25 protein-coding genes are annotated in these 26,334 nt (G+C 57.5%); 7 read left to right on the plus strand and 18 right to left on the minus strand.

The annotated features are described in order from the left end of the window. Nucleotides 1-13: 13 nt before the first annotated feature. Nucleotides 14-946 carry a restriction endonuclease gene (locus DSM117340_RS15795; RefSeq protein WP_089893917.1) on the plus strand — a complete coding sequence of 311 codons (933 nt, stop codon included), beginning with the start codon at nt 14-16 and terminating at the stop codon, nt 944-946. On the opposite strand, the gene DSM117340_RS15800 is transcribed toward DSM117340_RS15795, so the two are convergent. The 11 genes from DSM117340_RS15800 to DSM117340_RS15850 form a co-directional block, all read right to left on the minus strand. After that, on the minus strand, nt 943-1,731 hold the full coding sequence (locus tag DSM117340_RS15800) for an ion transporter (RefSeq protein WP_089893920.1): 789 nt from the start codon (nt 1,729-1,731) through the stop codon (nt 943-945). The two genes, DSM117340_RS15795 and DSM117340_RS15800, sit on opposite strands and share 4 nt — an antisense overlap. A gap of 58 nt (nt 1,732-1,789) precedes the next feature. Then, nucleotides 1,790-2,647: an SDR family oxidoreductase gene (locus DSM117340_RS15805; RefSeq protein WP_089893923.1), complete on the minus strand. Its 858-nt coding sequence runs from the start codon at nt 2,645-2,647 to the stop codon at nt 1,790-1,792. Continuing rightward, complete coding sequence (gene rarD, locus DSM117340_RS15810) at nt 2,644-3,555, minus strand: EamA family transporter RarD (RefSeq protein WP_089893925.1); 912 nt, start codon at nt 3,553-3,555, stop codon at nt 2,644-2,646. Before rarD ends, DSM117340_RS15805 begins: the two co-directional genes overlap by 4 nt. A gap of 157 nt (nt 3,556-3,712) precedes the next feature. Beyond that, nucleotides 3,713-6,160: an FAD-dependent oxidoreductase gene (locus DSM117340_RS15815; RefSeq protein ID WP_089893928.1), complete on the minus strand. Its 2,448-nt coding sequence runs from the start codon at nt 6,158-6,160 to the stop codon at nt 3,713-3,715. 88 nt (nt 6,161-6,248) lie between these two features. Then, nucleotides 6,249-7,145: a homocysteine S-methyltransferase family protein gene (locus DSM117340_RS15820; RefSeq protein ID WP_089893931.1), complete on the minus strand. Its 897-nt coding sequence runs from the start codon at nt 7,143-7,145 to the stop codon at nt 6,249-6,251. After that, nucleotides 7,142-9,592: an FAD-dependent oxidoreductase gene (locus DSM117340_RS15825; RefSeq protein WP_089893934.1), complete on the minus strand. Its 2,451-nt coding sequence runs from the start codon at nt 9,590-9,592 to the stop codon at nt 7,142-7,144. Before DSM117340_RS15825 ends, DSM117340_RS15820 begins: the two co-directional genes overlap by 4 nt. A 5-nt stretch (nt 9,593-9,597) precedes the next feature. Continuing rightward, nucleotides 9,598-10,221 (minus strand): LysE family translocator, encoded by a 624-nt coding sequence (locus DSM117340_RS15830; RefSeq protein ID WP_245724472.1) that lies wholly within the window; start codon nt 10,219-10,221, stop codon nt 9,598-9,600. A 3-nt stretch (nt 10,222-10,224) separates the two neighbouring features. Then, nucleotides 10,225-10,839, minus strand: a complete 615-nt coding sequence (locus tag DSM117340_RS15835; protein WP_089893937.1) for a LysE family translocator — start codon at nt 10,837-10,839, stop codon at nt 10,225-10,227. 11 nt (nt 10,840-10,850) lie between these two features. Further along, nucleotides 10,851-11,420 carry a helix-turn-helix domain-containing protein gene (locus DSM117340_RS15840; RefSeq protein WP_089893940.1) on the minus strand — a complete coding sequence of 190 codons (570 nt, stop codon included), beginning with the start codon at nt 11,418-11,420 and terminating at the stop codon, nt 10,851-10,853. A 119-nt stretch (nt 11,421-11,539) separates the two neighbouring features. Continuing rightward, nucleotides 11,540-11,992: a GAF domain-containing protein gene (locus DSM117340_RS15845; RefSeq protein WP_089893943.1), complete on the minus strand. Its 453-nt coding sequence runs from the start codon at nt 11,990-11,992 to the stop codon at nt 11,540-11,542. A 72-nt stretch (nt 11,993-12,064) separates the two neighbouring features. Continuing rightward, the gene (locus tag DSM117340_RS15850) at nt 12,065-13,237 is read right to left on the minus strand and encodes an acetyl-CoA C-acyltransferase (protein ID WP_089893945.1); all 1,173 of its coding nucleotides are present in this window, start codon (nt 13,235-13,237) and stop codon (nt 12,065-12,067) included. A 98-nt stretch (nt 13,238-13,335) separates the two neighbouring features. Here DSM117340_RS15850 and DSM117340_RS15855 point away from each other — a divergent pair, with 98 nt between their 5' ends. The 4 genes from DSM117340_RS15855 to DSM117340_RS15870 all read left to right on the plus strand — a co-directional run bounded on the left by DSM117340_RS15855 (nt 13,336) and on the right by DSM117340_RS15870 (nt 16,357). Continuing rightward, nucleotides 13,336-13,674: an STAS domain-containing protein gene (locus DSM117340_RS15855; RefSeq protein WP_089893949.1), complete on the plus strand. Its 339-nt coding sequence runs from the start codon at nt 13,336-13,338 to the stop codon at nt 13,672-13,674. 24 nt (nt 13,675-13,698) lie between these two features. Further along, nucleotides 13,699-14,139, plus strand: coding sequence for an ATP-binding protein (locus DSM117340_RS15860; RefSeq protein WP_089893952.1), 441 nt, complete (start codon nt 13,699-13,701; stop codon nt 14,137-14,139). 257 nt (nt 14,140-14,396) lie between these two features. Continuing rightward, on the plus strand, nt 14,397-15,974 hold the full coding sequence (locus tag DSM117340_RS15865; protein ID WP_089893955.1) for a gamma-glutamyltransferase family protein: 1,578 nt from the start codon (nt 14,397-14,399) through the stop codon (nt 15,972-15,974). Nucleotides 15,975-15,976: 2 nt separating this feature from the next. After that, a complete protein-coding gene (locus DSM117340_RS15870; protein WP_089893958.1) occupies nt 15,977-16,357 on the plus strand; it encodes a rhodanese-like domain-containing protein in 381 nt (126 codons plus the stop codon). Nucleotides 16,358-16,466: 109 nt separating this feature from the next. On the opposite strand, the gene hspQ is transcribed toward DSM117340_RS15870, so the two are convergent. Continuing rightward, a complete protein-coding gene (gene hspQ / locus DSM117340_RS15875; protein WP_089894134.1) occupies nt 16,467-16,793 on the minus strand; it encodes a heat shock protein HspQ in 327 nt (108 codons plus the stop codon). 218 nt (nt 16,794-17,011) lie between these two features. Between hspQ and DSM117340_RS15880 the strand changes: the two genes are divergently transcribed. Further along, a complete protein-coding gene (locus tag DSM117340_RS15880; protein WP_089893961.1) occupies nt 17,012-17,602 on the plus strand; it encodes a lytic transglycosylase in 591 nt (196 codons plus the stop codon). Nucleotides 17,603-17,618: 16 nt separating this feature from the next. Here the strand turns inward: DSM117340_RS15880 and DSM117340_RS15885 are convergent, their stop codons facing one another. From DSM117340_RS15885 to DSM117340_RS15900, 4 genes are all read right to left on the minus strand, one after another. After that, entirely contained in the window at nt 17,619-18,224 is a 606-nt protein-coding gene (locus tag DSM117340_RS15885; protein WP_089893963.1) for an outer membrane lipoprotein carrier protein LolA, read from the minus strand. Nucleotides 18,225-18,345: 121 nt separating this feature from the next. Then, a complete protein-coding gene (locus DSM117340_RS15890; RefSeq protein ID WP_089893966.1) occupies nt 18,346-21,276 on the minus strand; it encodes a DNA translocase FtsK in 2,931 nt (976 codons plus the stop codon). Between the two features lie 12 nt (nt 21,277-21,288). Continuing rightward, a complete protein-coding gene (locus DSM117340_RS15895) occupies nt 21,289-22,467 on the minus strand; it encodes an aminotransferase class I/II-fold pyridoxal phosphate-dependent enzyme (protein ID WP_089893968.1) in 1,179 nt (392 codons plus the stop codon). A gap of 202 nt (nt 22,468-22,669) precedes the next feature. Continuing rightward, complete coding sequence (locus DSM117340_RS15900) at nt 22,670-24,004, minus strand: amidase family protein (RefSeq protein ID WP_089893970.1); 1,335 nt, start codon at nt 24,002-24,004, stop codon at nt 22,670-22,672. Nucleotides 24,005-24,055: 51 nt separating this feature from the next. On the opposite strand from DSM117340_RS15900, the gene DSM117340_RS15905 reads away from it, so the two are divergent. Further along, a complete protein-coding gene (locus DSM117340_RS15905; protein ID WP_089893972.1) occupies nt 24,056-25,306 on the plus strand; it encodes a UbiH/UbiF/VisC/COQ6 family ubiquinone biosynthesis hydroxylase in 1,251 nt (416 codons plus the stop codon). Between the two features lie 194 nt (nt 25,307-25,500). On the opposite strand, the gene DSM117340_RS15910 is transcribed toward DSM117340_RS15905, so the two are convergent. Beyond that, nucleotides 25,501-25,686, minus strand: coding sequence for a Trm112 family protein (locus DSM117340_RS15910; protein WP_089893974.1), 186 nt, complete (start codon nt 25,684-25,686; stop codon nt 25,501-25,503). Then, nucleotides 25,683-26,330, minus strand: coding sequence for an LON peptidase substrate-binding domain-containing protein (locus tag DSM117340_RS15915; protein ID WP_089893976.1), 648 nt, complete (start codon nt 26,328-26,330; stop codon nt 25,683-25,685). The genes DSM117340_RS15910 and DSM117340_RS15915 overlap by 4 nt, the downstream gene beginning before the upstream one ends. Nucleotides 26,331-26,334 lie beyond the last annotated feature (4 nt).

Genomic DNA, 26,334 nt, shown 5'->3' on the forward strand with positions numbered 1-26,334 from the left:
GAGTGTAGTGTGTATGACGATTCCTAATTATCAAGTTTTGATGTTACCTGTCCTGAAGCTCATTGCCACAGGGCATGAAACAATCCCAAGCTGCCTCGAGCCGCTGCGAAGCGAGTTTGCGATTTCAGAAAACGAGTTTGAAGAGCTGTTGCCGAGTGGCAAACAAACCGTCTTGGCAAACCGCGCGCATTGGGCGCGAAACTATATGTCGCAAGCTGGATTGGTTGAGCCGATCAAGCGGGGGCATTACCGGCTCACCCAAGAGGGGGAAGCGTTGCTAGCGAACCCGCCTCAAGGGCTGAACGCTGATTACTTAAAACGATATGACCGGTTTCTTGAGTTTTTGCAGCGGTCTTCGACGACACAAAACGACAATTCAAACGACGCTAAAAATGCTGACAGCAAGAGTGAAGCGTCGACGCCAGAAGACTTAATGGCGAAGAGCCACCGTGAAATTGAAGCGCTGTTGAGGAACGATTTGCTGGAGGCGGTGCTCTCTGTTTCTCCTGCGCGATTTGAACAGCTGATTGTCGATCTGCTGGTAGCTATGGGCTACGGCGGTGGGGACTCTTCCATGGGAAAGAGTATCGGTAAATCGGGAGATGGCGGGATTGACGGGGTGATCAATGAAGACGCTCTGGGGCTTGATGCCGTTTATGTTCAGGCCAAGCGCTATGATCCTTCAAACAAGGTTGGTCGGCCTGATATCCAGAAGTTTGTCGGCTCTCTCACAGGCGAAAGCGCAACGAAGGGCGTGTTTGTTACGACCTCGGCGTTTTCTCGCGAAGCGCAGGATTATATCAGCCGTGTTCAACAACGGATTGTTTTGATCGACGGTGAAATGCTGGCCAGACTGATGATCCAGCACGGTGTCGGCGTGAGGGCGCGGGCGCAATATGTCATCCGCTCGATAGATGAAGACTATTTCCCAGAAAGAGAAACCTAACCTTTCCGCTCGCCGCCCAAAGCATCCAGCTTTTTATCAATCGCATCGAGGCGTGCTTTGACGTCGTCGCGGTAGGCGTCGGTGTTGGCGATGTCTTCGGTGTGGTGGGCGTCTTGCATGGAGTTGACCACGAGGCCGACGAGCAAGTTGACCACTGCGAAAGTTGTCACGAGGATGAATGGCAGGAAGAAGGCCCATGCGTAGGGGTAGATTTCCATCACGGGGCGTACGATCCCCATGGACCAGCTTTCGAGCGTCATGATCTGAAAGAGTGTGTAAGCGGATGCCCCGAGCGAGCCGAACCACTGCGGGAAGGCATCGGCGAAGAGTTTTGTGGCGATGACGGCGCCGATGTAGAAGATCAGGCCCATCAGCATGAAGACCGAGCCCATCCCGGGCATTGCCGTGATGAGGCCTTCGACCACGCGGCGTAGAGACGGGGCGACCGAGATCACACGGAGCACCCGCAGGATGCGCAGGGCGCGCATTGCGGAGAAGCCTTGGCCCGCAGGGATAAGCGAAATGGCGATGATCACAAAGTCGAATATGTTCCAACCCGAGCGGAAAAAGCGGGGGCCGTGGGCGACGAGCTTGGCGAGCAGTTCGACCACGAAGATGGTCAGGCAGAGCGTATCAAGCGTTTTGATCAGCCCGCTATAGTTTGCCATGGCGCTTTGGGATGTCTCCAAGCCGAGGATGATCGCGTTAAAGATGATTACGGCTGTAATGATCGTTGCGGTTCTTGGGTGATCGACGAGTTTGGCGAGCGTTGCGCGCAGGGACATATGGGCCTCGAAAGCTAGGGTTTAGAGTTAGGTAGGGGCTGGGGCGCGAAAGGCAAGTTTATTTGCGCGTTTCGGCCGCGAGGACAGCCTGAAGGCCAGACTTATAGTCGGGGTAATGGAGTGTCACGCCGAGGTCATTCTTGATGCGTTCATTTGCGACGCGTTTGCTTTCGCCATAAAAGCTGCGCGCCATGGGGGAAAGTTCGGCGTCTTCAAAGCGCACCTCTGGCGGCGGGGCCATACCAAGAAGCTCAGCGGCATAGGCGAGGACGTCTTGCGGAGGCGCTGGCATATCATCGCAGACATTATAGGCCGCGCCCGCGTTCGGGCTTTTGATCGATGCGAGAAGCACTTGGGCGATATCGTCCACATGGGTGCGTGAGAAGACTTGGCCTTCCTTGATGATCCGTCTGGCTGTGCCATTGCGGATTTTTTCAAATGGGCCGCGATGGGGACCATATATTCCTGCGAGGCGGAAGATGTGGAGCGGCAGACCTGTCCCGCGCCACTGGTTTTCGGCTTCGACGCGCATCAGGCCACGCCGGCTGCTTGGCGTGAGCGGGGTCTCTTCTGTGACCCAGCCTCCTGCGTGGTCGCCATATACGCCAGTTGTTGAGAGATAGCCGACCCATTCTAGATTGGGCGCATATTGGCGTAGTTTAGAACCGTATTTCGCTAAGAAGGGGTCGCCGTTCTCAGAGGGTGAAACGGAGATCAGCAGGTGTGTTGCCTCGGACAACGCGTCCGTCAGATCGCCTTCGGGGAAGATCAACGGGATAACGCCAAGGGACTGTATCGCGGCGAATTTCTCGGGCGAGCGGGTTGTCCCGAAGAGCTTCCAGCCCTTGGGGGAAAGGCGTCCAGCGAGGGCGTTGGCCGAGTAGCCTTGGCCTATGGTGAGGAGTGTTTTTGTCATGGCGTTGCCGCTGTTTTGCCCGCGAGTTTGCGTGCGGCGCGCATGTTGCGGAAGATGGCGATGGAATAGAGCACAAGCGCCATCCAGATCATTGGGAAGGCAATCATCCGCGCGCCGCCGAAGGGCTCTTTGAATACAAAGACGCCGATGAGGAAGATCATCGTGGGAGCGATGTATTGCAAAATTGCTATTGTGCTGAGGCGCAAGAGCTTGGCGCCGTTGGCGTAGATGAGAAGCGGCACGGCGGTGACCACGCCGCAGCCGAGGAGAAGCCATGTATCATAGGCGCTGCCGAGGAAGTTTCCTGTTGGGCCAAGCCAGATAAGATAGGCTATCGCAGGCGGTGTGAGGATCATTACTTCAAGCAGAAAGCCTTGATTGGGCCCGATGGGGAGCGACTTCTTCGCCAGCGCATAAAAGCCCCATGTGACGAAGAGTGCGATCGCGACCCACGGGAGCTTGCCTGCTTCAAGGGTAAGGATCACCACGGCGGCAAAGGCGAGGGCAAGAGCGGCAAGCTGAAGTTTGTTGAGCCGCTCGCCGAGCAGGACCGCACCGAGGAAGACGGAGAAGAGCGGGTTGATGTAGTACCCAAGTGCTGCGTCTAGGGCGTGTCCTGATGTGATTGCCCAGACGTAGAAGCCCCAGTTGATCGAGATCAGCGCGGCAGTGACGCAGCCCATAGCCAGCATTTTGGGCGTTGTGAGAGCGGTTTTGATATCGCCTGTGCGCCCAAGAATTATGAGCAGGGTTGCGGCGATGGGGAGAGACCAGATCACCCGATGCGCGACCACTTCGGCAGGGGGAATATGGCTGAGCAATTTCATGTAGAGGGGCAGGAATCCCCAAAGCACGTAGGCTGTGAGCGCAAAGGCGAGGCCTTGGGGTGTGTCGCGGTTCTCTGGCATGTGGCGCTCCTCTTCTCTGAATGACTAGGCTGTTTTGATGGGGAGGGCTAGTCCCGTGACGCAACGCTTTGGTTTCGAATTGTGCTTTGCACAATCCGACTGCGGCGAGGGGCTTTGCCCCTCGCGCTCCCCAGGATACTTGAAGAAAGAGGAAGAGCTAGGCGCGCACGTTCTCTGATTTGGGATCATACATCGGCTTGAGAGAGGCCGTTGCTTTGACGCGAGTTCCTTTGATATCGATTTCATAGGAGCTTGCCAGAACCTCAGTGGCAGATTGACCTTCGCAGGGAACGTAGCCAAGGCCGACGGCTGCGCCGAGAGTGTGGCCGTAGCCGCCTGAGCTTAGGTAGCCGACAATTTCGCCATCACGCAGGATCGGCTCGTTATGGTAGAGGAGTGGCTGGCTGTCTTGTAAAAGGAACTGCACCATGCGCGCCTTGGGGCCGCTTTCCTTGCGGGCGGCGACGGCGGCCTTGCCTATGAAATCGGGTTTGGAGAGATCAACTGCGAAGCTGAGGCCTGCATCGACGACATTGTCCTCGGAGGTGATATCGTGACCGAAGTGGCGGAAGGCTTTCTCGATACGGCAGCTGTCCATTGTGTGCATGCCACAGAGCTTGAGGCCGAGGGGCTGGCCAGCGGCATGGAGCGTTTCGAAGGCGTGGCTTGCCATGTCTGTGCTTACATAGATCTCCCAACCAAGCTCTCCCACATATGAGACGCGGTGGGCCCGAGCGAGGCCCATGCCAAGCTCGATCTCCTGTGCGGTGCCAAAGGGGTTGGCCTCGTTTGAGAAGTCGTTTGGCGAGACAGCTTGCAGGAGCGCCCGCGCGTTGGGGCCCATAACGGCGAGGACACCTTCGCCTGCTGTGACATCGGTGATGACAGCTATGTTAGAGCCGAGATTGCGGCGTAGCCATGTTTCATCAGCGAGGCGCGTGGCAGCGGGGGTAACCACGAGATAGGCTGTTTCACTGAGGCGCGTGACTGTAACGTCGGCCTCAATGCCACCCTTCGCATTGAGGAACTGTGTGTAGACAATCTTGCCTGTGGGCACGGACATATTTGCGCCGCAGACGTTGTTGAGGAAGCGCTCCGCATCGGGGCCTTCGACGCGCAGTTTGCCGAAGGACGACATATCATACATGCCGATGTTTTCGCGGATGGCGGCGTGTTCGGCGGCGCGGTTTTCAAACCAGTTCTGACGCTGCCATGTGTATTCGTATTCTGCCTTCTGCCCCTCATTGGCGAACCAGTTGGCGCGCTCCCAGCCCGCGAGCTCGCCCATGACGGCGCCGTTTGCGAGAAGTTTGTCATGGAAGGGTGTGCGGCGTATGCCGCGAGCGGTGTCTTTCTGACGAAAGGGGAAGTGATCGGCATAGAGGAGGCCGAGGGCCTCTTTGGACCGCTCGAAGAGGTAGTGTTTGTTGCCTTGGAAGGGCTGCATGCGGGAGATATCGACATCGCCGAGATCAAACGGCTTTGCGCCTGTGTCCATCCATGCTGCGAGGGCCATACCCGCGCCGCCAGCGGACTGGATCCCAATTGAGTTGAAGCCAGCGGCGACCCAGACGTTATCCATATTTGGTGCGAGGCCGAGGTGATAGGCGTTATCAGGAGTGAAGCTTTCGGGCCCGTTGAAGAAGGTATGGATGCCGGCTTCGCCGAGCATGGGCATACGGTTGACGGCCTTTTCGAGAATCGGCTCGAAATGATCGAAATCTTCTTGAAGCTGGTCGAACTCGAAGCTCTCGGAGATGCCCTCCATGCCCCAAGGTTTGGCGCGCGGCTCGAAGGCGCCGAGCATCAGCTTGCCAGCGTCTTCTTTGTAATAGGCGCATTCATCGGGGACGCGCAGAACGGGCAGCTGTGTGAGGCCAGTGATGGGCTCGGAAACGATATAGAAGTGCTCGCAAGCGTGAAGGGGGACATTTACGCCTGCCATACGCCCGACATCGTGGCCCCACATACCTGCGCAGTTGACGATCATATCGGTCTCTATTTCGCCTGATGTGCCATCTTCGCCTTGCCAGTTGACGGATGTCACGCGGCGGCCATTTTTGACAATATCAGTGACTTTGACGCGCTCTTGCACGGTTGCGCCACGTTGGCGCGCGCCTTTGGCGAGGGCGAGGGCAATGTTGGCTGGGTCTCCCTGACCATCAAGGGGGAGGTAAACGCCGCCTGTGACACCTTCGATGTTGAGATGTTCGTAGCGTTGTTTAATTTCGGACGGCGAAATTTCTTCGACCTCAACACCGAAAGCGCGGGCCATGGCGGCGGAGCGGTGCAGCTCTTCGAGGCGCTCGCCTGTGAGGGCTGCTGTGATGGAGCCGACGCGCTTAAAGCCGGTGGCGACGCCTGTTTCTTCCTCAAGGTTGCCGTAAAGCTCTTGGGAGTATTTCGCGAGCTTGGTCATATTGGCCGTGGCGCGTAGCTGAGCAATTAGGCCTGCGGCATGCCATGTTGTGCCTGAGGTGAGCTGCTTGCGCTCAAGCAGAACCACATCTTTCCAGCCAAGTTTTGTTAAGTGATAGGCGACGGAGCAACCGACGATGCCGCCGCCAATGATAACGACGCGGGCTTTTGAGGGGAGAGTGGGCATTTGGGTGACTCCATGGATGATGGGGCTTGGCTTGGCGGAGCGGCGGGGGCCAGCCCCGCACCCCCGGGATATTTTTGGAAAGAGGACGTTAGATGATGGTGTGGCCTTCGGCTTTGAGTTGGGTGGCGAGTTCGGTGATGTGCTCGGGGCCGACTTCGCAGCAGCCGCCCACGATGGTTGCGCCTTGGGTGATCCAATGCATGACGAAGGCGGCGTATTCTTTTGGGCCGAGGTCTTTGCGTTGTTCTAATGCGTCGACTGTCGGGGCTGCTTTTAGGAAGCCCTCGGAGATACGCGTGAATCCATTGGCATAGGCGCCGAAGGGCAGGCCCATGGGCGCGATGAGATCGAGCGCTGCAGCGATGGCTTCGGGGCGGGAGCAGTTCACCAACAACGCGGCAGGGGCAAACTCTGAAACAAGCTGGGCAAGATCGGAAACAGATTCGCCTGAGCGCAGCTTGGTTCCGTCATCATCATCGACTGTGATGGCGAGCCAGACGGGCTTCTCTGATGTGGCGCAACCCATAAGCGCGCCGCGTGCGGCGTGCACGGAGGAGACCGTTTCGATCAGGAAGAGATCGGCGCTGGGCGCGAGGCGCTCCATGTTGATACGGTAGGCTTCAGCGGCCTCGTCAAGCGGGATCGTGATATCAGGGCGATAGCTTGCGCCGAGGGGGCCCAAAGAGGCGGCGATCCGACCAGATCCGAAAGCGGCGCGCGCGGCCACGGCCTCGGCGGCGGCGGTGTCGAGAAGATGGGGGTGTTCGTTTGCGAGGCCGACGCGTTCGAGCCTGTCAGGCCATATCGCATAGCTGTTCATCGTGGCGATGGTTGCGCCTGCGTTGAAGTAGTCAAGATGCACAGCGCGCACGACTTCGGGCTGCTCCATCATTACGGATGTGGACCAGAGCGGAGTGGCGCGGCTGCCAGAGCGTTTGACGATTTCCTGTCCGATGGAGCCGTCGAGGAGCGTTATGTTTGTCATGCGCGCAGTCTTTCGTTGCTGGCGTCCCAGAGGGGGGCGTCTTCTTGCACCACAGCTTTGTAGCGCGTGCCGTAGATTTCGACTTCGAGTTCTGTGCCAGCTTGGGCAAGATCGGCTCTGACCATGCCCAAGGCGATGGATTTGCCGATGCGGTAGCCCCAGCCGCCTGAGGTTGTTTCGCCGACGATCGCGCCGCCCGAGTAGATGCAGGACATATAGGGCGCGTCTGTATCGCCAGCTTCAACCAGAAGTGTGACGAAGCGCTTTTTGCTGCCTTGCTGCTTTTCGGCCAGAAGCGCCGCTTTGCCGGGGAAGTCCTGAGGCTTGTCGAGCTTCACGAAGCGCTCAAGGCCGCCTTCAAAGAGGGAGTAATCTGTGGAGAGGTCACCCTTCCAAGCGCGGTAGCCTTTCTCAAGGCGTAGAGAATTGAGCGCCCACATGCCGAAGGGCTTGGCGCCTGCTGCGATGATGGCCTCGTAGATTGCGGGGAGGGCGGCATTTGTGGCGTGGACTTCCCAGCCGAGCTCACCTGCGAAAGAGACACGGGCGAGTGCACAGGGCTGGCCTGCGACTGTGGCCGACTGGTGAGAGAGCCATGGCAGAGAGAGGTCTGCTTCTGTTCCGATGTCTTCAAAGAGCGCGCGAGATTGCGGGCCTGTGACGATGAGGGTTCCGAACTCAGTGGAGTGGTCGGTGAGACTGAGGCCCTCGGGGAGGCGTGCGCGCAGAAGCTCAAAGTCATGCCACTGGGCTGTGGCGGCTGTGATAAGTGTAAAGCTGTCCTCGTCGTGGCGAACGCAGCTCATTTCGGTGAGGATGCGTCCGCGAGTGTCAGCGAAATACATCAGATTCATGCGGCCGATTTTAGGCAGGGCGCCAGTGATCTGGCTACGCAAGAACTCTGCTGCGCCTGTGCCAGAGAGATTGAAGCGGGAGAAGCCCGGGAGATCAAGGACGCCAACATGATCGCGCACTGCTTCACATTCTTCGCGGATGCGCTGCTCCCATGGGCCAGAGCGGGCCCATGTGTGCGTTGCTTCTTCGGAGGTATCGTCACCGTCCTGAGCGAACCAATTGGCGCGCTCCCAGCCGTTGTAGTCGCCCATCTGTCCGCCGAGGGCTTTGACGCGTGCGTGGACGGCAGACAGCTTGCGGTCGGGGGCGGCGGGCCAGCGATGCCACGGGAAGTGCATGGCGTATTCGTTGCCGTAGACTTCCATGCCTTTCGCCACGCAGTAGTCGTGATCTGTGTAGTCGGTGTAGCGGCGCGGATCGACGGCCCACATATCCCATTCTGTTGCACCATCGACGATCCATTCGGCCATGACCTTGCCAGCACCGCCGCCTTGGGCGATGCCGAAGGTAAAGACACAGGCCTCGAAGGCATTATCAACGCCCGGCATAGGGCCGATCAGTGGGAGGCCATCGGGGGCATAAGGGATCGGGCCGTTGATGACGCTTGAGACACCTGTTGTGGCCATAAGTGGCACACGCTCCATGGCATCTGTGACGATATCCTCGATGCGGTCGAGGTCTTCCTGCCAAAGTTGGAAGGAGAAATCATCGGGCATCTCTGCGTCGCCGCCTTCCCAGTGGGCTTTGCAATTTGGCTCATAGGGGCCGAGATTGTAGCCGCCTTTTTCTTGGCGCAGGTAGTATGAGACGTCTACATCGCGGATGAGGGGAAGCTTTTTGCCGTGCTCTTCGGACCATGCGACCACTTCGGGGATCTGTTCTGTCAGCAGATACTGGTGCTCCATCACCATCATCGGAACAGTACGTCCGCCATAGGGCTTGAACCACTCGCCAACGCGCTGGGCGTAATAGCCTGCGGCGTTGACCACATAGTCGGCGGCGATATCGCCTTTTTCAGTGTGGACGATCCAGCTTTTGTCCGCCTGCTGGGTGACGCCTGTGGCGGGGCAGAAGCGAAGGATTTTCTGGCCCATGTCGCGCGCGCCCTTGGCGAGGGCTTGAGTGAGCTGGGCGGGGTCAATATCGCCGTCTGTCGGATCGTAGAGCACACCTGCGAGATCGTGGGTTTCAAGGAAAGGGTAGTGTTCTTTGGCCTCCTCGGGCGTCCAGATTTCCATGGCGATGCCTTGGTAGCGGCCCATGGAAGCCGCGCGTTCAAACTCTTGCATGCGCTCTTTGGTATGGGCGAGGCGAATGGAGCCTGATTGGTGATAATTCATTGGGTAATCGACCTCTGCTCCGAGGCGGGCGTAGAGCTCTGTCGAGTAGCGCTGCATGTTCATGATCGACCACGAGGTGCTAAATGTTGGCACGTTGCCTGCGGCGTGCCATGTGCTGCCTGCGGTCAGTTCGTTCTTCTCTAGGAGCACACAATCTGTCCAGCCTTTGAGACCGAGGTGATACAGAACAGAGCAGCCTACAACGCCGCCACCGATGACGACCACACGGGCTTTTGTTGGAATATCGGACATGGTGTTTACTCCCAGATGAGGCGCGCAGCTAAGCCGCCGAAGACGATAGATGTGATTTTGTTGAGCGTTCCGCCCATACGAATGATGCGGTGGCCTGCAAGGCCAGCGGCGATGCCATAGGTGCTGTTGATGACGAGGCCTGAGGCGTTGAAGATGAGCCCTAGGATAAAGATTTGCTGCCAGATTGGACCCGCTTCGGGACGGGTGAACTGGGGCAGGAAGGCGACAATGAAGAGCGCGACTTTAGGGTTGAGCAGGTTTGTCAGGTAGCCGCGCTTGAGGGCCGAGACGAGGCGGGATGCGCCGCGTGCTTTCTCTAGCTCGGGTGGCGCGCGCCATGTTTTGACGGCCAGTATGATCAGATAGGCAGCGCCGAGGTAGCGGATGATATCATAGGCGTGCGGTACGGCCATGAGTGCCGCGGAGATGCCAACGACTGCGAAGAAGACATGTGTGAGGCCACCAAGGGTAATGCCTGTGGCCGCGGCAACGCCTGCGCGCGGGCCGCCTGAAATACCTGAAGCCATGGAGAAGGCGACATCGGAGCCAGGCGTGATATTGAGCAGGATACCGGCGCCTGTGAAGGTCAGGATGAGGGCGGTGTCCATTGCAAAAAGAGTCTCAAACAAAGCTTAAGTCCTCCCTGATGTGGCGCCAAGGGCGAGGCCATAGGCGATAAAGCAGAGGCCCATTGCGCGGCGAAACCAGACGTTGAAGACGGCTCCAAGGGCGAGCTTTCCAAGGCCTGCGCCGAGCGCTGTGTAGGTGCAATAGCTCAAGGTTGTGAGGCTGAGCGCAGTGGGTACGATCAGCCACATTTGAGCGGCAATCGGAGTGTTCGGGTCTACGAACTGGCTGAAGGCGGCAAAGTAGCCTGCGACAGATTTTGGATTGATTGTGGCGATGAGAAAGGCGCGGGTGAAGAGCGAGCGGCCCGCGTGCTTGCCTGCCTTGATCGGCAAATGTGCGGTCAGTATTGCGCGCAAGCCGAGGTAGACGAGAAACCCTGCGCCTGCATATTTGAGGATGAGAAAGGCTGTTGGCGACGCCGCTAGAAGCGCTGTTATGCCAAAGCCTGACAGTGTGAGAAAGAGCGAGGCTTGGCAGAGGATTGCTGCGACTGCTGGTAAGGCGCGGACAAATCCAAGACTCATGCCTGACTGAATACAATTGACAGCATTGGGGCCCGGTGTTGTGACAAACACCAGCCAGAAAAGTGCGAATATGGTCCAGGCTTCGAAGCTCATTTCACGGCGCCTTAGTACACGGGTGGTGCAATAACCCAGATGACCACTGCGGGGTGGTCATAGGGGTTGATCCACTCGAACGGTTCGCCGCGGATGCGGAAACTGTCGCCGGGATGGATTGTGAAACGTTTGCCGCTGATGACAAGATCAAGCTTGCCAGAGATCAGATAGCCGACCTCTTGCGTTGGGCGGGTCACCTCTTCGCCAATGCGGGAGTGAGGCTGGAAGGTAGAATGGACCATCTCAAAATCGTCAGTGAGGTCGGGGGAGAGGAGCTCTTCGACAAGCCCCGCCTCGCCAGAGCCTATGGGGCGACGGGCACCGTTGCGTACCACATACCCGGCCTCATGCGTGGGAGCTGGAGCGTGGCTGAACAGCATTGAAACAGAGACGCCGAGCGTACGCGCCATATGGCGCAGATCGGTGATTGAGGGCTCGGACAAGTCACGCTCCACTTGGCTGAGCCAGCCGACAGAACGGCCCAGCGTTTCGGCCATATCTGTCAGGGTCAGACCTCGCGCCTTTCGCAAGGCGCGCAGATCGGCCCCGAGAGTTTGCGAAGAGGTGGCGGCCTGGTTCATTTGATTCCCGTGAAATTTGCGTAACAATTTTCACGATGCATCAAGAGAATGAAATTTCAAAGCGTTTTTTCACGCGATCCCAACGGGTCAAATTGTCTGAAGCCCAATCGGAAATTGGCTCACTGTGAAAAAACGCTCGCCAGTATCGTTGTCAGGGCTTGCGCATCTTCTTTTATAAAGGCTGCGGGCTGATCGCTATCGATATCCAAGACAGCGATGACATCTCCTGCGGCATTGAACACAGGCAACACCAGTTCGGAACTGGTGCTAGATGCACACGCGATATGGCCCTCGAAGGCCTCGACATCGTCAACAAGTTGCACCTCTCTTGTGCGCGCTGCGGCACCGCAGACACCACGCGAAAAGGGGATTTGCAGGCAGCCATGACCGCCTTGATACGGCCCAATTTTGAGCAGGTTCGGCTCTGTGACGCGGTAAAAACCTGTCCAGTCGAAGCGGTCATCTGCGTGATGAAGCTCGCAAACCAGTGTGGCCATCAAGGCGACCTCGTCTGTTTCGCCCTCTGTGAGAGAGTGAATTGTCTTGGCGAGGGTGTCGTAGTTTACACGCATGGATTTGCCTTTTGGGAGAGCAGAGCCGGGGCGCTGCCCCAGACCCCGGGATATTTTTGGAAAGAGAAAGGTTTAGACGCGTTCGATTGCAATTGCTGTGCCTTCGCCACCACCGATGCAGATTGCGGCAACGCCGCGTTTGAGACCGCGTTTTTCCAAGGCGTTGAGAAGCGTAACAATGATGCGCGTGCCTGAAGCGCCGATCGGGTGACCGAGGGCGCAAGCGCCGCCGTTGACGTTGATCTTGTCGCGGGTGATGCCCATGTCTTGCATGAAGGCCATCGGGACCACAGCGAAGGCTTCGTTGACTTCCCAGAGATCTACGTCCTCCACGCTCCAGCCGATGTTTTTGAGGAGTTTTTGCGCCGCGGGAATTGGTGCGGTGGCGAACCATCCGGGAGCTTGGGCATGACTGGCATGGCCAATGATCTGCGCTCGGACAGTGAGGCCTTGGGCTTTTGCGGCCTCTTCGGAGGCGAGGACAAGTGCGGCCGCGCCATCGGAGATCGAAGAGGCATTGGCAGCGGTGACTGTGCCACCCTCACGAAAGGCGGGTTTTAGCGTGGGGATCTTTTCGGGGCGCGCTTTTGCGGGTTGTTCGTCCTCAGTGATAATAACCTCGCCCTTGCGTGTTGTCAGGGTGACGGGGGCAACTTCGCCATCAAAGGCTCCAGAGCGGATTGCTTCAAGGGCGCCGTTGAGAGAGCCGATGGCATAGTCGTCCTGCGAGGCGCGGGTGAACTGGTATTTTTCAGCGCAGTCTTCGGCGAATGTACCCATGAGGCGGCCCTTGTCATAGGCGTCTTCCAACCCGTCGAGGAACATATGATCAATCACCTTCTGGTGCCCGATCCGTGCGCCTGACCGCATTTTTTCGAGAAGATAGGGCGCATTTGACATAGATTCCATGCCGCCGGTGATCACTGTGTCTGTGTTGCCGAGGGCGATCTGGTCAAAGCCCATCATTGTGGTTTTCATGCCTGAGCCACACATTTTGTTGACAGTTGTGGCGGGAACATCCTCGCCCAAGCCGCCTGCAAAGCCAGCCTGACGAGCAGGGGCCTGACCTTGGCCTGCGGGTAGAACGCAGCCCATGAGCAGCTCATCAACTGTGTTTGCGCCAGCGTTTGCGAGCGCTGCGCGGATGGCGGCGCCGCCGAGTGTTGAGGCGGGAACGCCATCAAAAACACCTTGAAAGCCGCCCATGGGCGTGCGGGCTGCACCTGCGATCATCACTTTTTTCATGGGGAGTCCTCCTGAGTTGTTCCTTCATTACCGAATAGAAAGGTTTGCCGTCTAGTCTTGTCACTCAAGGGCGTATTTCTACGGTAACGGAGAGAATTATGGAGTTTAGCTGCACTGAAGCGGGCGATGTACTGATTGTAAGGGTGATGGCGGAGCGTATTGATGCGGCTGCCGCTCTTAAGTTTAAGGATGCCCTGCGCGAGTTGACGGGGGCGGCAAGCCATGTGGCGCTTGATCTGCGGGATGTTCAGTTTGTGGATTCGAGCGGGCTGGGCGCGATCGTGGCTGTGATGAAACTTATGGGGACGACGCGGCGGCTTGATCTTGCGGGGCTGACACCGACTGTTGATAAAGTGTTTCGGCTGACACGGATGGATTCTATTTTTACGATCCATGGCAGTGTGGACGATATTCCGAAGCTCTATCAGGCGGGTTAATCGCCGATTGAGGAAGTGCAGAAGATGCGCGAGTCTGACCAAAATCCGAAGTCACTGAAGCTTGATTTTCCAAGCTGCGAATTTGAAGTGCGGAAGGCTTTGAAGCAATTGGCCTGCGCACTTGAAGAGCTGGGTGTCGGGGCGGATGTGATTGGGTCAGCTGAAGTTGTACTGGGCGAGGTGCTCAACAACATTGTCGAACATGCTTACGGGAGCTCTGCGCAAGGGCGTATTGTGATGACCCTGACGTTGCGGGCGGCGGACCTGCGCTTTTTGGTCGTTGATGAAGGGCGGGCTTTGCCTATGAAAGAGCTGCCTCACGGCACCTTGCCAAGGCTTGATGGGCCGCTGGAAGGCCTGCCGGAGGGCGGCTTTGGCTGGTATCTGGTGCGCAAGTTGGCCACGGATCTGACCTATCAGCGCAAAGCTGGCCACAATGAGCTGGGCTTCTCTATCCTGCGTTGAGGATTTCAGGGTTGTTGCTCTATGAATCGAGAAAACTTGAAAATGACATATTCAGCCCGAAGATTCGCCTGATTCAACTGTCATAACCCTCTTTGTAGCTGCATATAGCTTCCCTCGGCGCTGTGCGTTAATAGCCCCCACCCAGTGTGCGGCGCCGAGGCCTTACCTTTCTGACGTATCGTTCTGATGAATCCGCATTGGCTTTGGTCTTTGCGGAGCATAGTCTTTTCTGTGAAGCGAAACAGGATGGACGAGATATGCGCGATTTTCATTTTCCGGGGCGTTCTCCCGTATTGGCCCAGAACGGCATGTGCGCGACCTCGCACCCTTTGGCGGCGAAAGTTGCTGTTGATATTATGGAGCGCGGCGGCAACGCTATGGATGCTGCGATTGCTGGTGCGGTTCTGCTTGGAATTTGCGAACCGCAGATGACAGGGATCGGTGGTGACTGCTTTGTCTTGTTTCAGGACAAGGACGGCGGAGCCATTCGCGCGCTTAACGGGTCGGGCTGTGCGCCCGCAGGCGCGGACCTTTCGGCGCTGAAGGCGCGGGGGGAGACTACTGTGCCGCTGAACGGACCTGAGGCTGTCACAATCCCCACGGCAATGGACGCATTTTGCCGCCTTTCGGAAGATTACGGAAAGATCGGGATCGATGCTATTCTTGCGCCGACGATCCGCTATGCCGACGAGGGCGTGCCTGTCGCGGCGCGGGTGGCGTTTGACTGGCCAGAAGCCGGCAAAGCGCTTCAGGGGCACGGACGAACGCATTATATGATTGATGGCAAGCCTGGCGAAGTCGGCCAGATGTTTCGCTCGCCTGCGCAGGCTGAGGCGCTGCGGCGTGTTGCGAAAGAGGGGCGAAAGGGCTTTTATGAAGGCGAAGTTGCTGAAGACATGGTCGCGGCCCTGAAGGCGCTTGGCGGCGTTCACGAGCTGAGCGATTTTGCCAATGCGACAAGCTTTTACACCGAACCTGTTGGAAGCCATTATAAGGGTGCAGACCTTCTGGAGCACCCGCCGAACGGACAGGGTGCAACGGCCAACTTGATGCTCAATATCCTGAGCCATTTTGATCTGGCGAGCATGGAGCCGTTTGGTGCGATGCGAGCGCATATTGAAGCGGAGGCGACGAAGCTCGCTTATGATGCGCGCAACCGCTTTATTGCCGACCCTGATGTCTCCAAGCGCGTAGAGCATATGCTGAGTATGGAGACGGCGACAAAGTTGGCTGCGCTGATTGATCCGAAGCGCGCGATGGCTGCGGCTGCGCCAATCAGTGAGGCGGTCCATAAGGATACTGTATATATCACTGTAGTAGATAAAGACCGCATGGCTGTGAGCTTTATCTATTCTATTTTCCATGGATTTGGCTCTGGTATTGCCTCTGAAAAATTCGGGATTTTGCTGCAAAATCGTGGTGCAGGATTTACTCTGGATGAAAGCCATCCGAACGTTTACGGCGCAGGTAAGCGGCCGATGCATACAATTATTCCTGGAATGTTGGCTGAAAATGGCCGCGCGACGATGCCTTTTGGTGTGATGGGCGGGCAGTATCAGTCATGTGGTCATGCGCGGTTTGTCACGAATATGACTGATTTCGGTATGGATGCGCAGAGCGCGATTGATGCACCGCGGTGTTTTTCGGATGCGGGCGAGCTAAAAGTTGAGAAGGGCTATAGTGAGGCTGTGCGTGCCGAGCTTGCCGACATGGGACATAAGGTTGTTGTGCCTGACGGACCGCTCGGCGGGGCGCAGGCTATTCGCATCAGAAACGATGGCGTGCTGGAAGGCGCGTCTGATCCGCGCAAAGACGGCGCGGCGCTGGGGTATTGAGCATGGCAATTACACCTGTGAAAGAGCTCGTGATGCGGGCGAAAGAAGAGATTGAAACGCTGAGCCGCGACGAAGTTTGGCGGCTGGCGGAAGCGGGAGAGGCGCTTGTCGTGGATATTCGGGATCCGCGTGAGCTTGAGCGGGAGGGACGCTTTCCTGGCGCGATGCATGCGCCGCGGGGGATGTTGGAATTCTGGTTTGATCCTGCGAGCCCCTACCACAAAGAGGCTTTTGCCACCGACAAGAAGATCATCCTGTTTTGTGCTGGGGCATGGCGCTCGGCTTTAGCGGCGAAAGCTCTAAAGGACATGGGCGGCGAGAATATTGCCGAGATGGATGGTGGCTTTGGCGCGTGGAAGAAGGACGGGCGGCCTGTGGAATAGCGGTTTCGAATTGTGCTGCGCACAATCCGACCGTGGCGGGGGACGCTGTCCCCCGCACCCCCTGGGATATTTTTAAAAAGAAGAAGAGTGTGCGGGTAGGAATTCCAGCTCAGTTCAGTTGGAACTGGAGCGGGTATTGGCCATCTTGGAAGGGGCCGAAGAGATCAGGAATGTCGGGATGATCGACCGGCTCGCCTGAATAGTCTGCGACGAGGTTTTGTTCGGAGACATAGGCCACGTAGTAGCTCTGATCATTTTCGGCGAGGAGATGATAAAAGGGCTGCTCCTTTTGGGGGCGGCTGTCCTCGGGGATTGCTTCATACCATTCGTCAGTGTTTGAAAACTGCGGATCCACGTCAAAGACAACCCCTCGGAAAGGGTGCTTCTTGTGGCGGACGACTTGTCCGAGGTGGTATTTGGCGCGTTTGCGTATCATCATGAGTTTAGCCCCTACCCGAGCAGCTTAACGCTTTCAATGGGGGCTTGTCTATTTCTGAGCGTGAAAATGATGGAAACACTCTGTGACGCTCTCGCCTACAGTTCGATGCATCTGGGGGTGGTTTGCGCGCAGAAAAGCGCTTGCGCCACGGAAATTTGATTTAGGTTTTGGCCATGATGCGCTATGCTTTGAAAAAATAAGCAAGCGAGGGGCAGATGAGCAGAATCCTTTGCGCATTTCTAATTGTGGCAACGCTGGCGGCCTGTGGTCGTGGCGCAGGAACGAGCGCGCCAAGGCAGCTCGATAACGCATGTGCCCTGTTGAAAGAGCGCCCAACCTATTACAAAGCCTTCAAGGCGACCGAGCGCAAATGGGGCGTGCCTGTGCATGTGCAGATGGCCACCATTTACCAAGAAAGCAAATTCAAGTCAGACGCGCGCACGCCGTTTCAGTATACGCTTGGAGTGATCCCTGTTGGACGACAGTCGAGCGCTTTTGGCTATTCGCAAGCACTTGATGCGACCTGGAAGGAATACCAACGCAAAGAAGGCAAACGCATGGCGCGGCGGAATAATATCCGCGATGCGAGTGACTTCATGGGCTACTATATGAACATCAGTCGGGAGCGGAACGGTATCTCGCTTCATGATGCGCGAAATCAGTATCTGGCCTACCATGACGGGCATACAGGCTATGCCCGAGGAACCTATCGTCAAAAGGCTTGGTTGATGCGGGTGGCTGGAGAAGTTGGCCAGCGCTCAGAGATGTATAAAGCCCAATTGGCGAGCTGTAGGCGCTTTCGTTGAGCTATTGACGCGGTAGCTAGCGCCCGCCGCGTTTCTTCGTATTGGCATCGATATCAAACAGGGCGTTGGGCAGAGAGCCGCCTTTTGCGAGCTCGCCGAGCACAACTGTTGTGCTTGAGCCGCTGTCGTCATTGATGACCCATTGGCGCAGCTCTACGGGGCTTCCTGTAAATTTAAGCTGGATATTGCCGTACTCAGGGTGTGCAGGGTCTTGCGCCGTGATCACTGTGGCTGTGCCATCAAAGCTGTGGCCTGTCACCATATTGGCGCTTGCGAGATCTACTGTGCGCGCGAGGATGATTGAGAGGGGCGTTTTGGCCAAGGGGTAACTTTCAGGGCCCTGGTTTGTCTTTGGGTCAAAGATGGCCACGGTGTTGGCGCTGGCCAGCACGAGGGTTTCTTCGGGGGGGTTATACTCGAAGCGGATCTTGCCAGGGCGTTTGATGTAGATCGTGCCTGTGGAGATTGTGCCATCGTCATTGATCTGGGTGAAGGCGCCTTTGGCTGTTTTCATCGCGTTGAGATATTGCGAGAGCGCGTTGAGTGAAAGCTTTTCCGCGGCGGCGGGGGCTGCGAGGGTAAGGGCCAGAACAGGCGCGAGAAAAATGTGTTTGAGTTTCATAACCAATACCTAAGTGTTCAGGGGCTTCGTTGCACCAGTGACTTGGGGGTAAAATACGAAAACACCAGTTGTTAAGCGATAACAAACTGGTGTTTCGATAATTTTAAGGGCGAAAGACCGCTTAGTGCTGTTCTGGCACAAGAATTTCGCGTTTGCCGACGTGGTTCGCGCCCGAGATGATGCCTTCGTCTTCCATCTGTTCGACGAGCTTGGCGGCTTTGTTGTAGCCGATCGAGAGCTTGCGCTGGATGTAGGATGTGGAGCACTTGCGATCTTTGATGACGATGGCGACGGCTGTATCGTAAAGCGCGTCTTCACCATCGGTGTTGCCGCCAAGGCCGAGGACTGCGTCGATATCGCTTGCGTTGTCATCAGGCGGGCCTTGGACAACACCTGAGACATATTCGGGCGGGCCGAAAGCCTTCAAGTGATTGACGATTTCTTCGACTTCTTCATCGGAGACAAAGGGGCCGTGGCAGCGTGTGATCTTGGCGCCGCCTGCCATATAGAGCATGTCGCCCATGCCGAGGAGTTGTTCGGCGCCCATTTCGCCAAGGATTGTGCGGCTGTCGATTTTACTCGTCACTTGGAAGCTGATCCGTGTGGGGAAGTTGGCTTTGATTGTGCCTGTGATGACGTCGACCGAGGGGCGCTGTGTGGCCATGATGATATGAATGCCAGACGCGCGCGCCATTTGAGCGAGGCGCTGGATGCAGGCTTCGATCTCTTTGCCTGCGACCATCATAAGGTCGGCCATTTCGTCGACGATGACGACGATATAGGGCATTTTCTCAGGCTGCATTTCCTCTGTTTCAAACACTGGCTCGCCTGTGTCGTCGTCGAAGCCGGTCTGGACGGTCCGCGAGAACATCTCGCCTTTGGCCAGAGCATCGGCCACGCGGGAGTTGTAGCCGTCGATGTTGCGCACGCCCATTTTGGACATTTTGCGGTAGCGCTCTTCCATCTCGCCAACTGTCCACTTGAGAGCAACCACGGCTTTCTTCGGGTCGGTCACAACGGGGGAGAGCAGGTGCGGGATGCCGTCATATACGGAGAGTTCGAGCATTTTGGGGTCGATCATGATCATGCGGCACTCTTCAGGCGTGAGCTTGTAGAGAAGCGAGAGGATCATCGTGTTGATAGCGACAGATTTACCTGAGCCAGTTGTACCCGCGATAAGCAGGTGAGGCATCTTGGCGAGGTTGGCGACGATGGGATCACCGCCGATGTCTTTGCCAAGTGCTAGGGGCAGTTTGTGGTTCCCGTCGCCGTATTCGCGGCCAGAGAGGATCTCGCGGAAGCCGACCATCTCGCGGTTGTCATTGGGGAGTTCGATACCGATGACGGAGCGTCCGGGGACAGTAGAAACACGCGCGGAAAGAGCGGCCATGGAACGGGCGATATCATCGGCGAGGCCGATCACACGAGAGGCTTTCAAGCCTGGCGCAGGCTCTAGCTCATACATTGTGACAACAGGGCCAGGACGGACCGAGACGATCTCGCCTTTGACGCCGTAGTCATCGAGTACGGACTCGAGCATACGGGCGTTGGCCTCTAGGGCTTCATCGGAGAGATGGAAACGTTCGATTTTGACCGGATCGGCGAGAAGCGAAAGCGGAGGAAGCTCGTAGGCGGGGCGCTTGTCTTCGAATTTGAATGTCGGCTGGGCCTCGGCTTTGGCACGCGTGCTGGTTTGAACCGGTTTTTTGACAGCGTGTTGAACGACCTTCTTTGGTTCAGCAGTCGGGATTGAATAGGCGCGCGGTGCGGCGGGCACTTCTTCTGGTGCGAATGTCTCGTCGATAACCGCTTCGTCGGCGTAGTCGTCGAAAATATTAGCCTCGGACGCTTCAAAGGCTTCGGGCTCTGGCGCGTAGGCTGCTGTGAGCTGCGGCTCTGGCGGCAGGCTTGGGATGCCTCCACCTGTCAGTGGGGGCTCGGCACGCAAGTGGGCTGGCGTTGTGTCAAGCACAAGAGGCACGGGGCCGTGGCCACGGCCTTTGGTAAGGGGGGCAGCGATGGCCGATTGGATTGTTGGACTTTGGCGCACGCGTGATTTGATCACATCAGCGATCTTGGCTTTAATGCGGTCGTCCGATGGGGCAGGGGGCTCGCCATGAGAAAATTGTGGTGCGGTTTCGACAAGCTCTTGTTCGGGCATAGGCTCTGCGCGGCGAATAAGATTGGGCATAAGTGCGCGCAGGCCTGTCTTCTCGGCGGGCTCCACTGTGAGCGGTGGCTCGTCATGGTGGGCATAGGCGGCAGGCGCGCGTGGCAGAACCTCAAGGCTCTGGGCATCTTGCAGGGCTGTCCATTCGGCGGCTTCGGCGCGGGCGATGGCGCGTTGCTCACGGCGGGCGCGGTTGCGCTCTTGCATTGTTTGGGCAGCAGTCATCGCGCCTGTTGCTGTTTTGCCCAGAACTTTCATGGCGGTGGCATAGGCAATGATCGTTCCGATCAGGAGGAACCGACCGATGTAGCGAAGCTCAGGCCGTGTGAACCCGAGGATAAACGCGCCAAATGCGATCATCGCTGCGCCGAGAATAAGAGAGAGCACTTTGAGGCCAAAGCTTGCACCGACGGGCAGCAGGCCGAGGAGGCTGCCAAGAACAGTGTCGCCGAAGAGGCCGCCAAGGCCGAAAGAATGTGTCCATGTTTCGCCTGGTACGAGGGTAGAAGCATAGACGGAGAGAAGCGCAAGCCAGATTGGTGCGAAGATCAAGCGGCCGATGGCGCGGTCTGCTCCGAAGTGGAGGGCGAAACGAAGGCCCCAAGCAAGGAGCGCGGCTGCGATGCCCCAGCTTCCCCATCCGATGATCATAAAGAGAGGTGCAGCGATGGCTGCTCCGATGCCACCCATCCAGTTTTGGACCGGAGCGTCTGTGGCAGAGAGCCAAGAAGGGTCGTTGGGATTGTAGGAGGCAACCATAGCGGCGGCCGCCAGAGCTACGATGACAAGCGCAATGCCAATCAGCTCTTTGCCGCGTTTTTCGATGGCTTCTGCCATTTTGCTATCGAGAAGCGGATCGCGTCCACGTGTCTGGTATGCCATTTTCCCTCGTCCTCAGCTTTGTAAGCAGCTTTTGAGGCGGAGGAGCCCCTGCTGCATTTCTTCTTTTGGGGCCACCATGGCGACCCTGATGTAATTCTGTCCTGGATTACGGCCTTCGGCGTCGCGGCTCAGGTAGGCTCCGGGGAGCACACGCACGCCTGTCTCGCGCCAGAGCTTGAGCGCAGCAGTTTCGCCGTCTTCCACTGGAAGCCAAAGGAAAAAACCACCTTCGGGGCCTTGATAGCCATCGAAATCAGCCATGACCTTGTCCGCAATGGTGTATTTTTCCTGATAGAGCTTACGGTTCTCTATCACATGTTCTTCATCGGCCCAGACGCGTGCGGCTACGGCCTGAAGCGGCGTCGGGAGTGGTGCACCAGCGTAGTTCCGCAGCTGCTTTAGGCGTGCGATAGTTTGCGGCCCGCCTGCAACAAAGCCTGAGCGTAGGCCAGGTAAGTTGGATCGTTTGGAAAGCGAATGAAAGATCACCACGCGTTCAGGGTGTGCGCCCATCTCGGTGGCGACATCCAGCGCGCTGGGGGGCGGATCATTTCGATAAATTTCCGAGTAGCATTCATCAGCAAAGATCTGGAAATCAAACTGCTCCGCCAAGGCGATCAGCTCGCGCAGGTAAGCGCGACTGGCGATTGCGCCCTGCGGATTGGAGGGAGAACAGATAAAGGCAGCAGCTGTTTTCTTGAGAATATCAGTGGGCAGGCCAGAGAAGTCAGGCAGGAAGCCAGTACTCTCTGTCGCATTTGCGAAGATTGGTCGTGCTCCGACAGAGGCTGCACCAACGGCATAGACTTGATAAAAGGGGTTCGGCATCAGGATATTGGGCGTATCGCCCTGCACCTTCTCAGGCACGAGCGCCATGCAGGCGTTGTAGAGGCCTTCACGGGTTCCATTGAGAGCCAAGATTTGCGTATCAGCGGCGGCCGTTATGGAGAAGCGGCTCTTGAGCCAGCCTGAAATGGCTGTAAGCAGGGCTTCGCTGCCGTCATTGGGGGGGTAGCTGTTGAAGCCTTTGATGTGCGCGGCCAGCTCTTCGCCGACCCAAGTGGGGAAGGGGTGCTTTGGCTCGCCGATGGTCATATGCACGGTTTCGCCGCCTGCAGGATGGTGATCCAACAGGGCGCGCAAACGCGGGAACGCATAGGCCGGAAGGTTCGAAAACCGCTCGGGAAACATATCAATACTGCCTCAAAGTCGGGGTCATTAGCGCCCCGTTTGAAATCAAATTACTCAAGCAAGCTCGCTTCGTCCAGAAAAACTGTGTGGATTCAGGCAGTTTGTGGCATTTATAGCGCCCCATGCGAGGTTTGAACTGCCAATAGGCTATCCGTTGACGCCTTCGCGGGACGCTGGCGGCGCTTTTCTATCATGCCGCAGCTCAGGTGCTTGACAGGACTTTCTCAGCAGCAGCGGCCACGCGGAGGAGCTTTTCTTCCTCAAAAGCTGCGCCCATGAACAGAATTCCGCAGCTCGGCGTGTCTGTTGGCAGGGTTATCGCAGGCAGACCGAGGAGGTTGCCGATCCGCGTGTTACGAAGGGAGAGCAGGTTTTCTGAGATGTAATAGTCGCTATCTGTCATTAGGCGCTCGGCGTCGGGCGGCAAAATGGGTGCGCTGGGCAGGAGGACGGCGTCATATCCGGCGACGCGCGTGGCCCATTTCGAGCGTGCTGCGTCAATGGCTTGCCACGCGGCGACATAATCGGCGGCGGCATGGCCTGCGCCAGAGCGGAAGCGCGCGAGAATTTCGGGGAACATTTTGTCTGGTGCAGCGTCAATGACTTCTTTCCAGGTGCCGTAGGCCTCGGATGTGAAGAGGATCGGCGAGAGTGGCATGACTTCGGCGACTTCGGGGGCCTCAATGTGTTCGATCGTTGCGCCTGCGGCTTTGAGGCGCGCAATCGCGCTGTCAAAGGCGGCTTTGGGCGCGTCCCGAACATCATCAGGGGCGATGGTGTCAAGGATGGCGAGGCGCAGACCCTTTGCTGAGACGCCTTTAAGATCGGCGGCTTGTCCACCTTCGAGCGCGGCGAGCATGAGGGCAGCGTCTTCCACTGTGCGGCAGAGCGGGCCGATTGTGTCAAACTTTTCGCAGAGCGGCACAACGCCTGTGAGGGGGATGCGGGTGGCCGTTGTTTTGAGGCCGACAAGATCGTTCCATGCCGCAGGGATGCGCACGCTTCCGCCCGTATCTGAGCCAATACCACAAGGAGCCAGAGCAAAGGCAACCGAGGCCGCAGCGCCAGAGGAAGATCCGCCTGCAACAGCGGCGTGATCGTTTACACAAGGGGGCGTTTCGGTCACGGGGTTGAGACCAAGGCCAGAGAAGGCCAGCTCGCTCATATGGGTTTTGCCGAGGCAAACGAGGCCCGATTGAGTAGCGTTTTGAAGCACCCATGCGTCGCTATCTGGCACGCGGTCTTTGAGGAGGGCGGAGCCCGCTTCTGTGGCTGTACCCGCCGTATCAAATAGGTCTTTCCAGCTTACGGGAACGCCATCAAGCGGGCCGCGGCGTAAGCCTGCTTTGGCACGCTCGGAGGCGGCCTTTGCTTCGGCTCTGGCGCGCTCTTCTGTGAGGCGGGCATAGATGCGTGTGCCGAAGGGGTGGGCCTTGATGGCGGAGAGATATTTTTCTGTAAGGTCAATGGGATCAATCTCGCCTGCGGCGATACCACGGCCCAGATCGGCCATGCTCATTGTGAGCCATTTTTCCATTTTACATCCCTTTTCGCTGCGTTCAAAACCACGGTAGCGGCGTTCTGTTGCATGGACAATCCCGCAGGCTCAGGCATAGTGAAACACATGACATATGACAGTGATATCGCAATCGTAGGCGGCGGGCTAAACGGCCCCGTATTGGCGCTGGCTTTGGCCGCGCGGGGGCGGCGTGTGAGCATCATTGATGCGCAGCCTGAAACAGTACGTGCGAATGCAGCGTTTGATGGGCGAGCCTATGCTTTGGCCTTCGCTTCGATCCGGCTTTTGCAGCGTTTGGGCCTTTGGAATAAGGTGTCTGAGCACGCGCAGCCTATGAACGAGATCAAGGCAAGCGATGGCCGCGCAGGGCAAGGACCAGCGCCGTTTTTCCTGCATTTCGAGCGTGGTGAGCTGGAAGAAGGCCCTATGGGCCATATGCTTGAAGACCGCTACCTGCGACGCGCGTTGCTTGAGGCGGTGGCGGCGCATCAGGGGATCGAAACCATCGAGGGAAAGGTTGTTTCCCAAGAGGTGAATGATAGCGGTGCGTGGCTGACTTTGGCCTCTGGCGATGTACATTCTACACGGCTGATTGTTGGGGCGGACGGACGTGCATCAGGCACGGCTGAGCGCGCACGAATCAGGCGTACGGGCTGGGAGTATGGCCAAACGGCTCTTGTCTGCGCGATTGCCCATGAAAAACCGCATAATGGCATTGCGCATCAATTTTTTATGCCTGAGGGGCCGTTGGCTATTTTGCCGCTTCCGGGAAACCGCAGCTCTATTGTCTGGTCAGAGCGTTCGGAGCGGGCGAATGGCATCAACGATCTAAGTGATTCAGACTATCTTGAAGTGCTGCGCCCGCGCTTTGGGGACTTCCTCGGGGAGATCAAACTGGACGGCAAGCGCTTTGCCTATCCGCTCAAGTTGACCATTGCGAATTCCTTTATAGAGCAAAGGCTTGCGCTTGTTGGTGATGCGGCGCACGGGATGCATCCGATTGCGGGGCAGGGGCTCAATGCGGGACTCCGCGATGTGGCGGCGCTGGCGCATGTGATCGAGCACGCAGAGCAGCGCGGCGAGGACTTTGCCAGCCAGCTTGTGCTGGAGCGCTATCAAAGCTGGCGGAGGTTTGACACGGCGACTTTGGCGGCGACGACAGATCTAACCAACAAGCTGTTTTCAAATGATAATCCGATCCTCAGAGCGGGGCGCGACCTTGGCATGGGGCTGATCAATGCGATGCCCGGTGTGAAACGCGGATTTATGCGCGAAGCGGCAGGTTTGAACGGCGATTTGCCCGACCTCATGCAATTGTGATCTCCAAAGGTTAACGTGTTTTGAACCCTCTCCCAGGAGGGGGGTGAAAAGCGTGCACAATGCGTGCACAACCCGTGCACCGACAAAACAGGATTTTGCTGCAGCGCGCAGGTGTTGACGCTGCGTGCGGTGGGTTTGGGGGATGTTAGAGGCTGGCTTGGCAGATTGCCGTTTTCCGAGCGCGGTATGCGCAGTTACGCCTCGAGCTTGCGCGCTTCATCAAACAGCATCACAGGGATGCCATCGCGGATAGGGTAAGCAAGGTTTGCGGAGGCGCTGATCAGCTCTTGGGCCTCGGCGTCATATTCGAGCCGCCCTTGGGAGACGGGGCAAACGAGGGCTTCAAGCATGTGGCGGTCGAACGTCGGTGTTTCGGTCATTGGAGAATATCCTCGCCATCGCCGCCGCTGTGCAGGGCGAATTCGATCAGGGTCACGAGGGTTTCGCGACGGGTGGAAAGAGAGGGTGCTTCGAGCAGCGCCTGTTTGTCCTCGGGGGAGAAATCAAGCAGCATGGAGAGGGAGTTGACGAGGAGTTCGTCATCAGCCTCTTGCAGGGTTTCCCAGTCTGTATTGAGGCCCTTGGCGGAGAAGAACCGCTCGAGCAGTGCGAGGAATTTGGCACGGTCAAAAACGGGGTCGTGCTCTTCGGGGCCCATATCTTTTTCAAAACCATCCCAGCTCACTTCAGCACGACGGTAGGGCGCGAAGCCCTCGACTTGGGAAGAGATGCGGTACCGCGATATGCCCGTGAGGGTGATCATGTAGCGGCCATCATCTGTTTCGTTGAACTGTGTGATGCGACCAGCGCAGCCGATTGTCATCAGCGCATCATCGGCGCTGTGTGGGCCTGTGTCGGGTTGGATCATTCCGATGAGACGTTCGGGCGTTTTGAGCGCGTCATCAAGCATGGTGAGGTAACGCGGTTCAAAGATATGCAGCGGCATATTGGAGCGCGGCAAGAGCAGCGCACCAGGAAGCGGAAAGATGGGAATGACGCTGGGCAGATCTTTAAATTTGCGCATGTTT

Source organism: Lentibacter algarum (assembly GCF_040580765.1).
Taxonomy (GTDB): domain Bacteria; phylum Pseudomonadota; class Alphaproteobacteria; order Rhodobacterales; family Rhodobacteraceae; genus Lentibacter; species Lentibacter algarum.

What these genes read in the sequence shown, in the direction of transcription:
- DSM117340_RS15795 (WP_089893917.1), top strand. Translation starts at nt 14, where the DNA reads ATGACGATTCCTAATTATCAAGTTTTGATGTTACCTGTCCTGAAGCTC.
- DSM117340_RS15800 (WP_089893920.1), bottom strand. Translation starts at nt 1,731, where the DNA reads ATGTCCCTGCGCGCAACGCTCGCCAAACTCGTCGATCACCCAAGAACC.
- DSM117340_RS15805 (WP_089893923.1), bottom strand. Translation starts at nt 2,647, where the DNA reads ATGACAAAAACACTCCTCACCATAGGCCAAGGCTACTCGGCCAACGCC.
- rarD (WP_089893925.1), bottom strand. Translation starts at nt 3,555, where the DNA reads ATGCCAGAGAACCGCGACACACCCCAAGGCCTCGCCTTTGCGCTCACA.
- DSM117340_RS15815 (WP_089893928.1), bottom strand. Translation starts at nt 6,160, where the DNA reads ATGCCCACTCTCCCCTCAAAAGCCCGCGTCGTTATCATTGGCGGCGGC.
- DSM117340_RS15820 (WP_089893931.1), bottom strand. Translation starts at nt 7,145, where the DNA reads ATGACAAACATAACGCTCCTCGACGGCTCCATCGGACAGGAAATCGTC.
- DSM117340_RS15825 (WP_089893934.1), bottom strand. Translation starts at nt 9,592, where the DNA reads ATGTCCGATATTCCAACAAAAGCCCGTGTGGTCGTCATCGGTGGCGGC.
- DSM117340_RS15835 (WP_089893937.1), bottom strand. Translation starts at nt 10,839, where the DNA reads ATGAGCTTCGAAGCCTGGACCATATTCGCACTTTTCTGGCTGGTGTTT.
- DSM117340_RS15840 (WP_089893940.1), bottom strand. Translation starts at nt 11,420, where the DNA reads ATGAACCAGGCCGCCACCTCTTCGCAAACTCTCGGGGCCGATCTGCGC.
- DSM117340_RS15845 (WP_089893943.1), bottom strand. Translation starts at nt 11,992, where the DNA reads ATGCGTGTAAACTACGACACCCTCGCCAAGACAATTCACTCTCTCACA.
- DSM117340_RS15850 (WP_089893945.1), bottom strand. Translation starts at nt 13,237, where the DNA reads ATGAAAAAAGTGATGATCGCAGGTGCAGCCCGCACGCCCATGGGCGGC.
- DSM117340_RS15855 (WP_089893949.1), top strand. Translation starts at nt 13,336, where the DNA reads ATGGAGTTTAGCTGCACTGAAGCGGGCGATGTACTGATTGTAAGGGTG.
- DSM117340_RS15860 (WP_089893952.1), top strand. Translation starts at nt 13,699, where the DNA reads ATGCGCGAGTCTGACCAAAATCCGAAGTCACTGAAGCTTGATTTTCCA.
- DSM117340_RS15865 (WP_089893955.1), top strand. Translation starts at nt 14,397, where the DNA reads ATGCGCGATTTTCATTTTCCGGGGCGTTCTCCCGTATTGGCCCAGAAC.
- DSM117340_RS15870 (WP_089893958.1), top strand. Translation starts at nt 15,977, where the DNA reads ATGGCAATTACACCTGTGAAAGAGCTCGTGATGCGGGCGAAAGAAGAG.
- hspQ (WP_089894134.1), bottom strand. Translation starts at nt 16,793, where the DNA reads ATGATACGCAAACGCGCCAAATACCACCTCGGACAAGTCGTCCGCCAC.
- DSM117340_RS15880 (WP_089893961.1), top strand. Translation starts at nt 17,012, where the DNA reads ATGAGCAGAATCCTTTGCGCATTTCTAATTGTGGCAACGCTGGCGGCC.
- DSM117340_RS15885 (WP_089893963.1), bottom strand. Translation starts at nt 18,224, where the DNA reads ATGAAACTCAAACACATTTTTCTCGCGCCTGTTCTGGCCCTTACCCTC.
- DSM117340_RS15890 (WP_089893966.1), bottom strand. Translation starts at nt 21,276, where the DNA reads ATGGCATACCAGACACGTGGACGCGATCCGCTTCTCGATAGCAAAATG.
- DSM117340_RS15895 (WP_089893968.1), bottom strand. Translation starts at nt 22,467, where the DNA reads ATGTTTCCCGAGCGGTTTTCGAACCTTCCGGCCTATGCGTTCCCGCGT.
- DSM117340_RS15900 (WP_089893970.1), bottom strand. Translation starts at nt 24,004, where the DNA reads ATGGAAAAATGGCTCACAATGAGCATGGCCGATCTGGGCCGTGGTATC.
- DSM117340_RS15905 (WP_089893972.1), top strand. Translation starts at nt 24,056, where the DNA reads ATGGACAATCCCGCAGGCTCAGGCATAGTGAAACACATGACATATGAC.
- DSM117340_RS15910 (WP_089893974.1), bottom strand. Translation starts at nt 25,686, where the DNA reads ATGACCGAAACACCGACGTTCGACCGCCACATGCTTGAAGCCCTCGTT.
- DSM117340_RS15915 (WP_089893976.1), bottom strand. Translation starts at nt 26,330, where the DNA reads ATGCGCAAATTTAAAGATCTGCCCAGCGTCATTCCCATCTTTCCGCTT.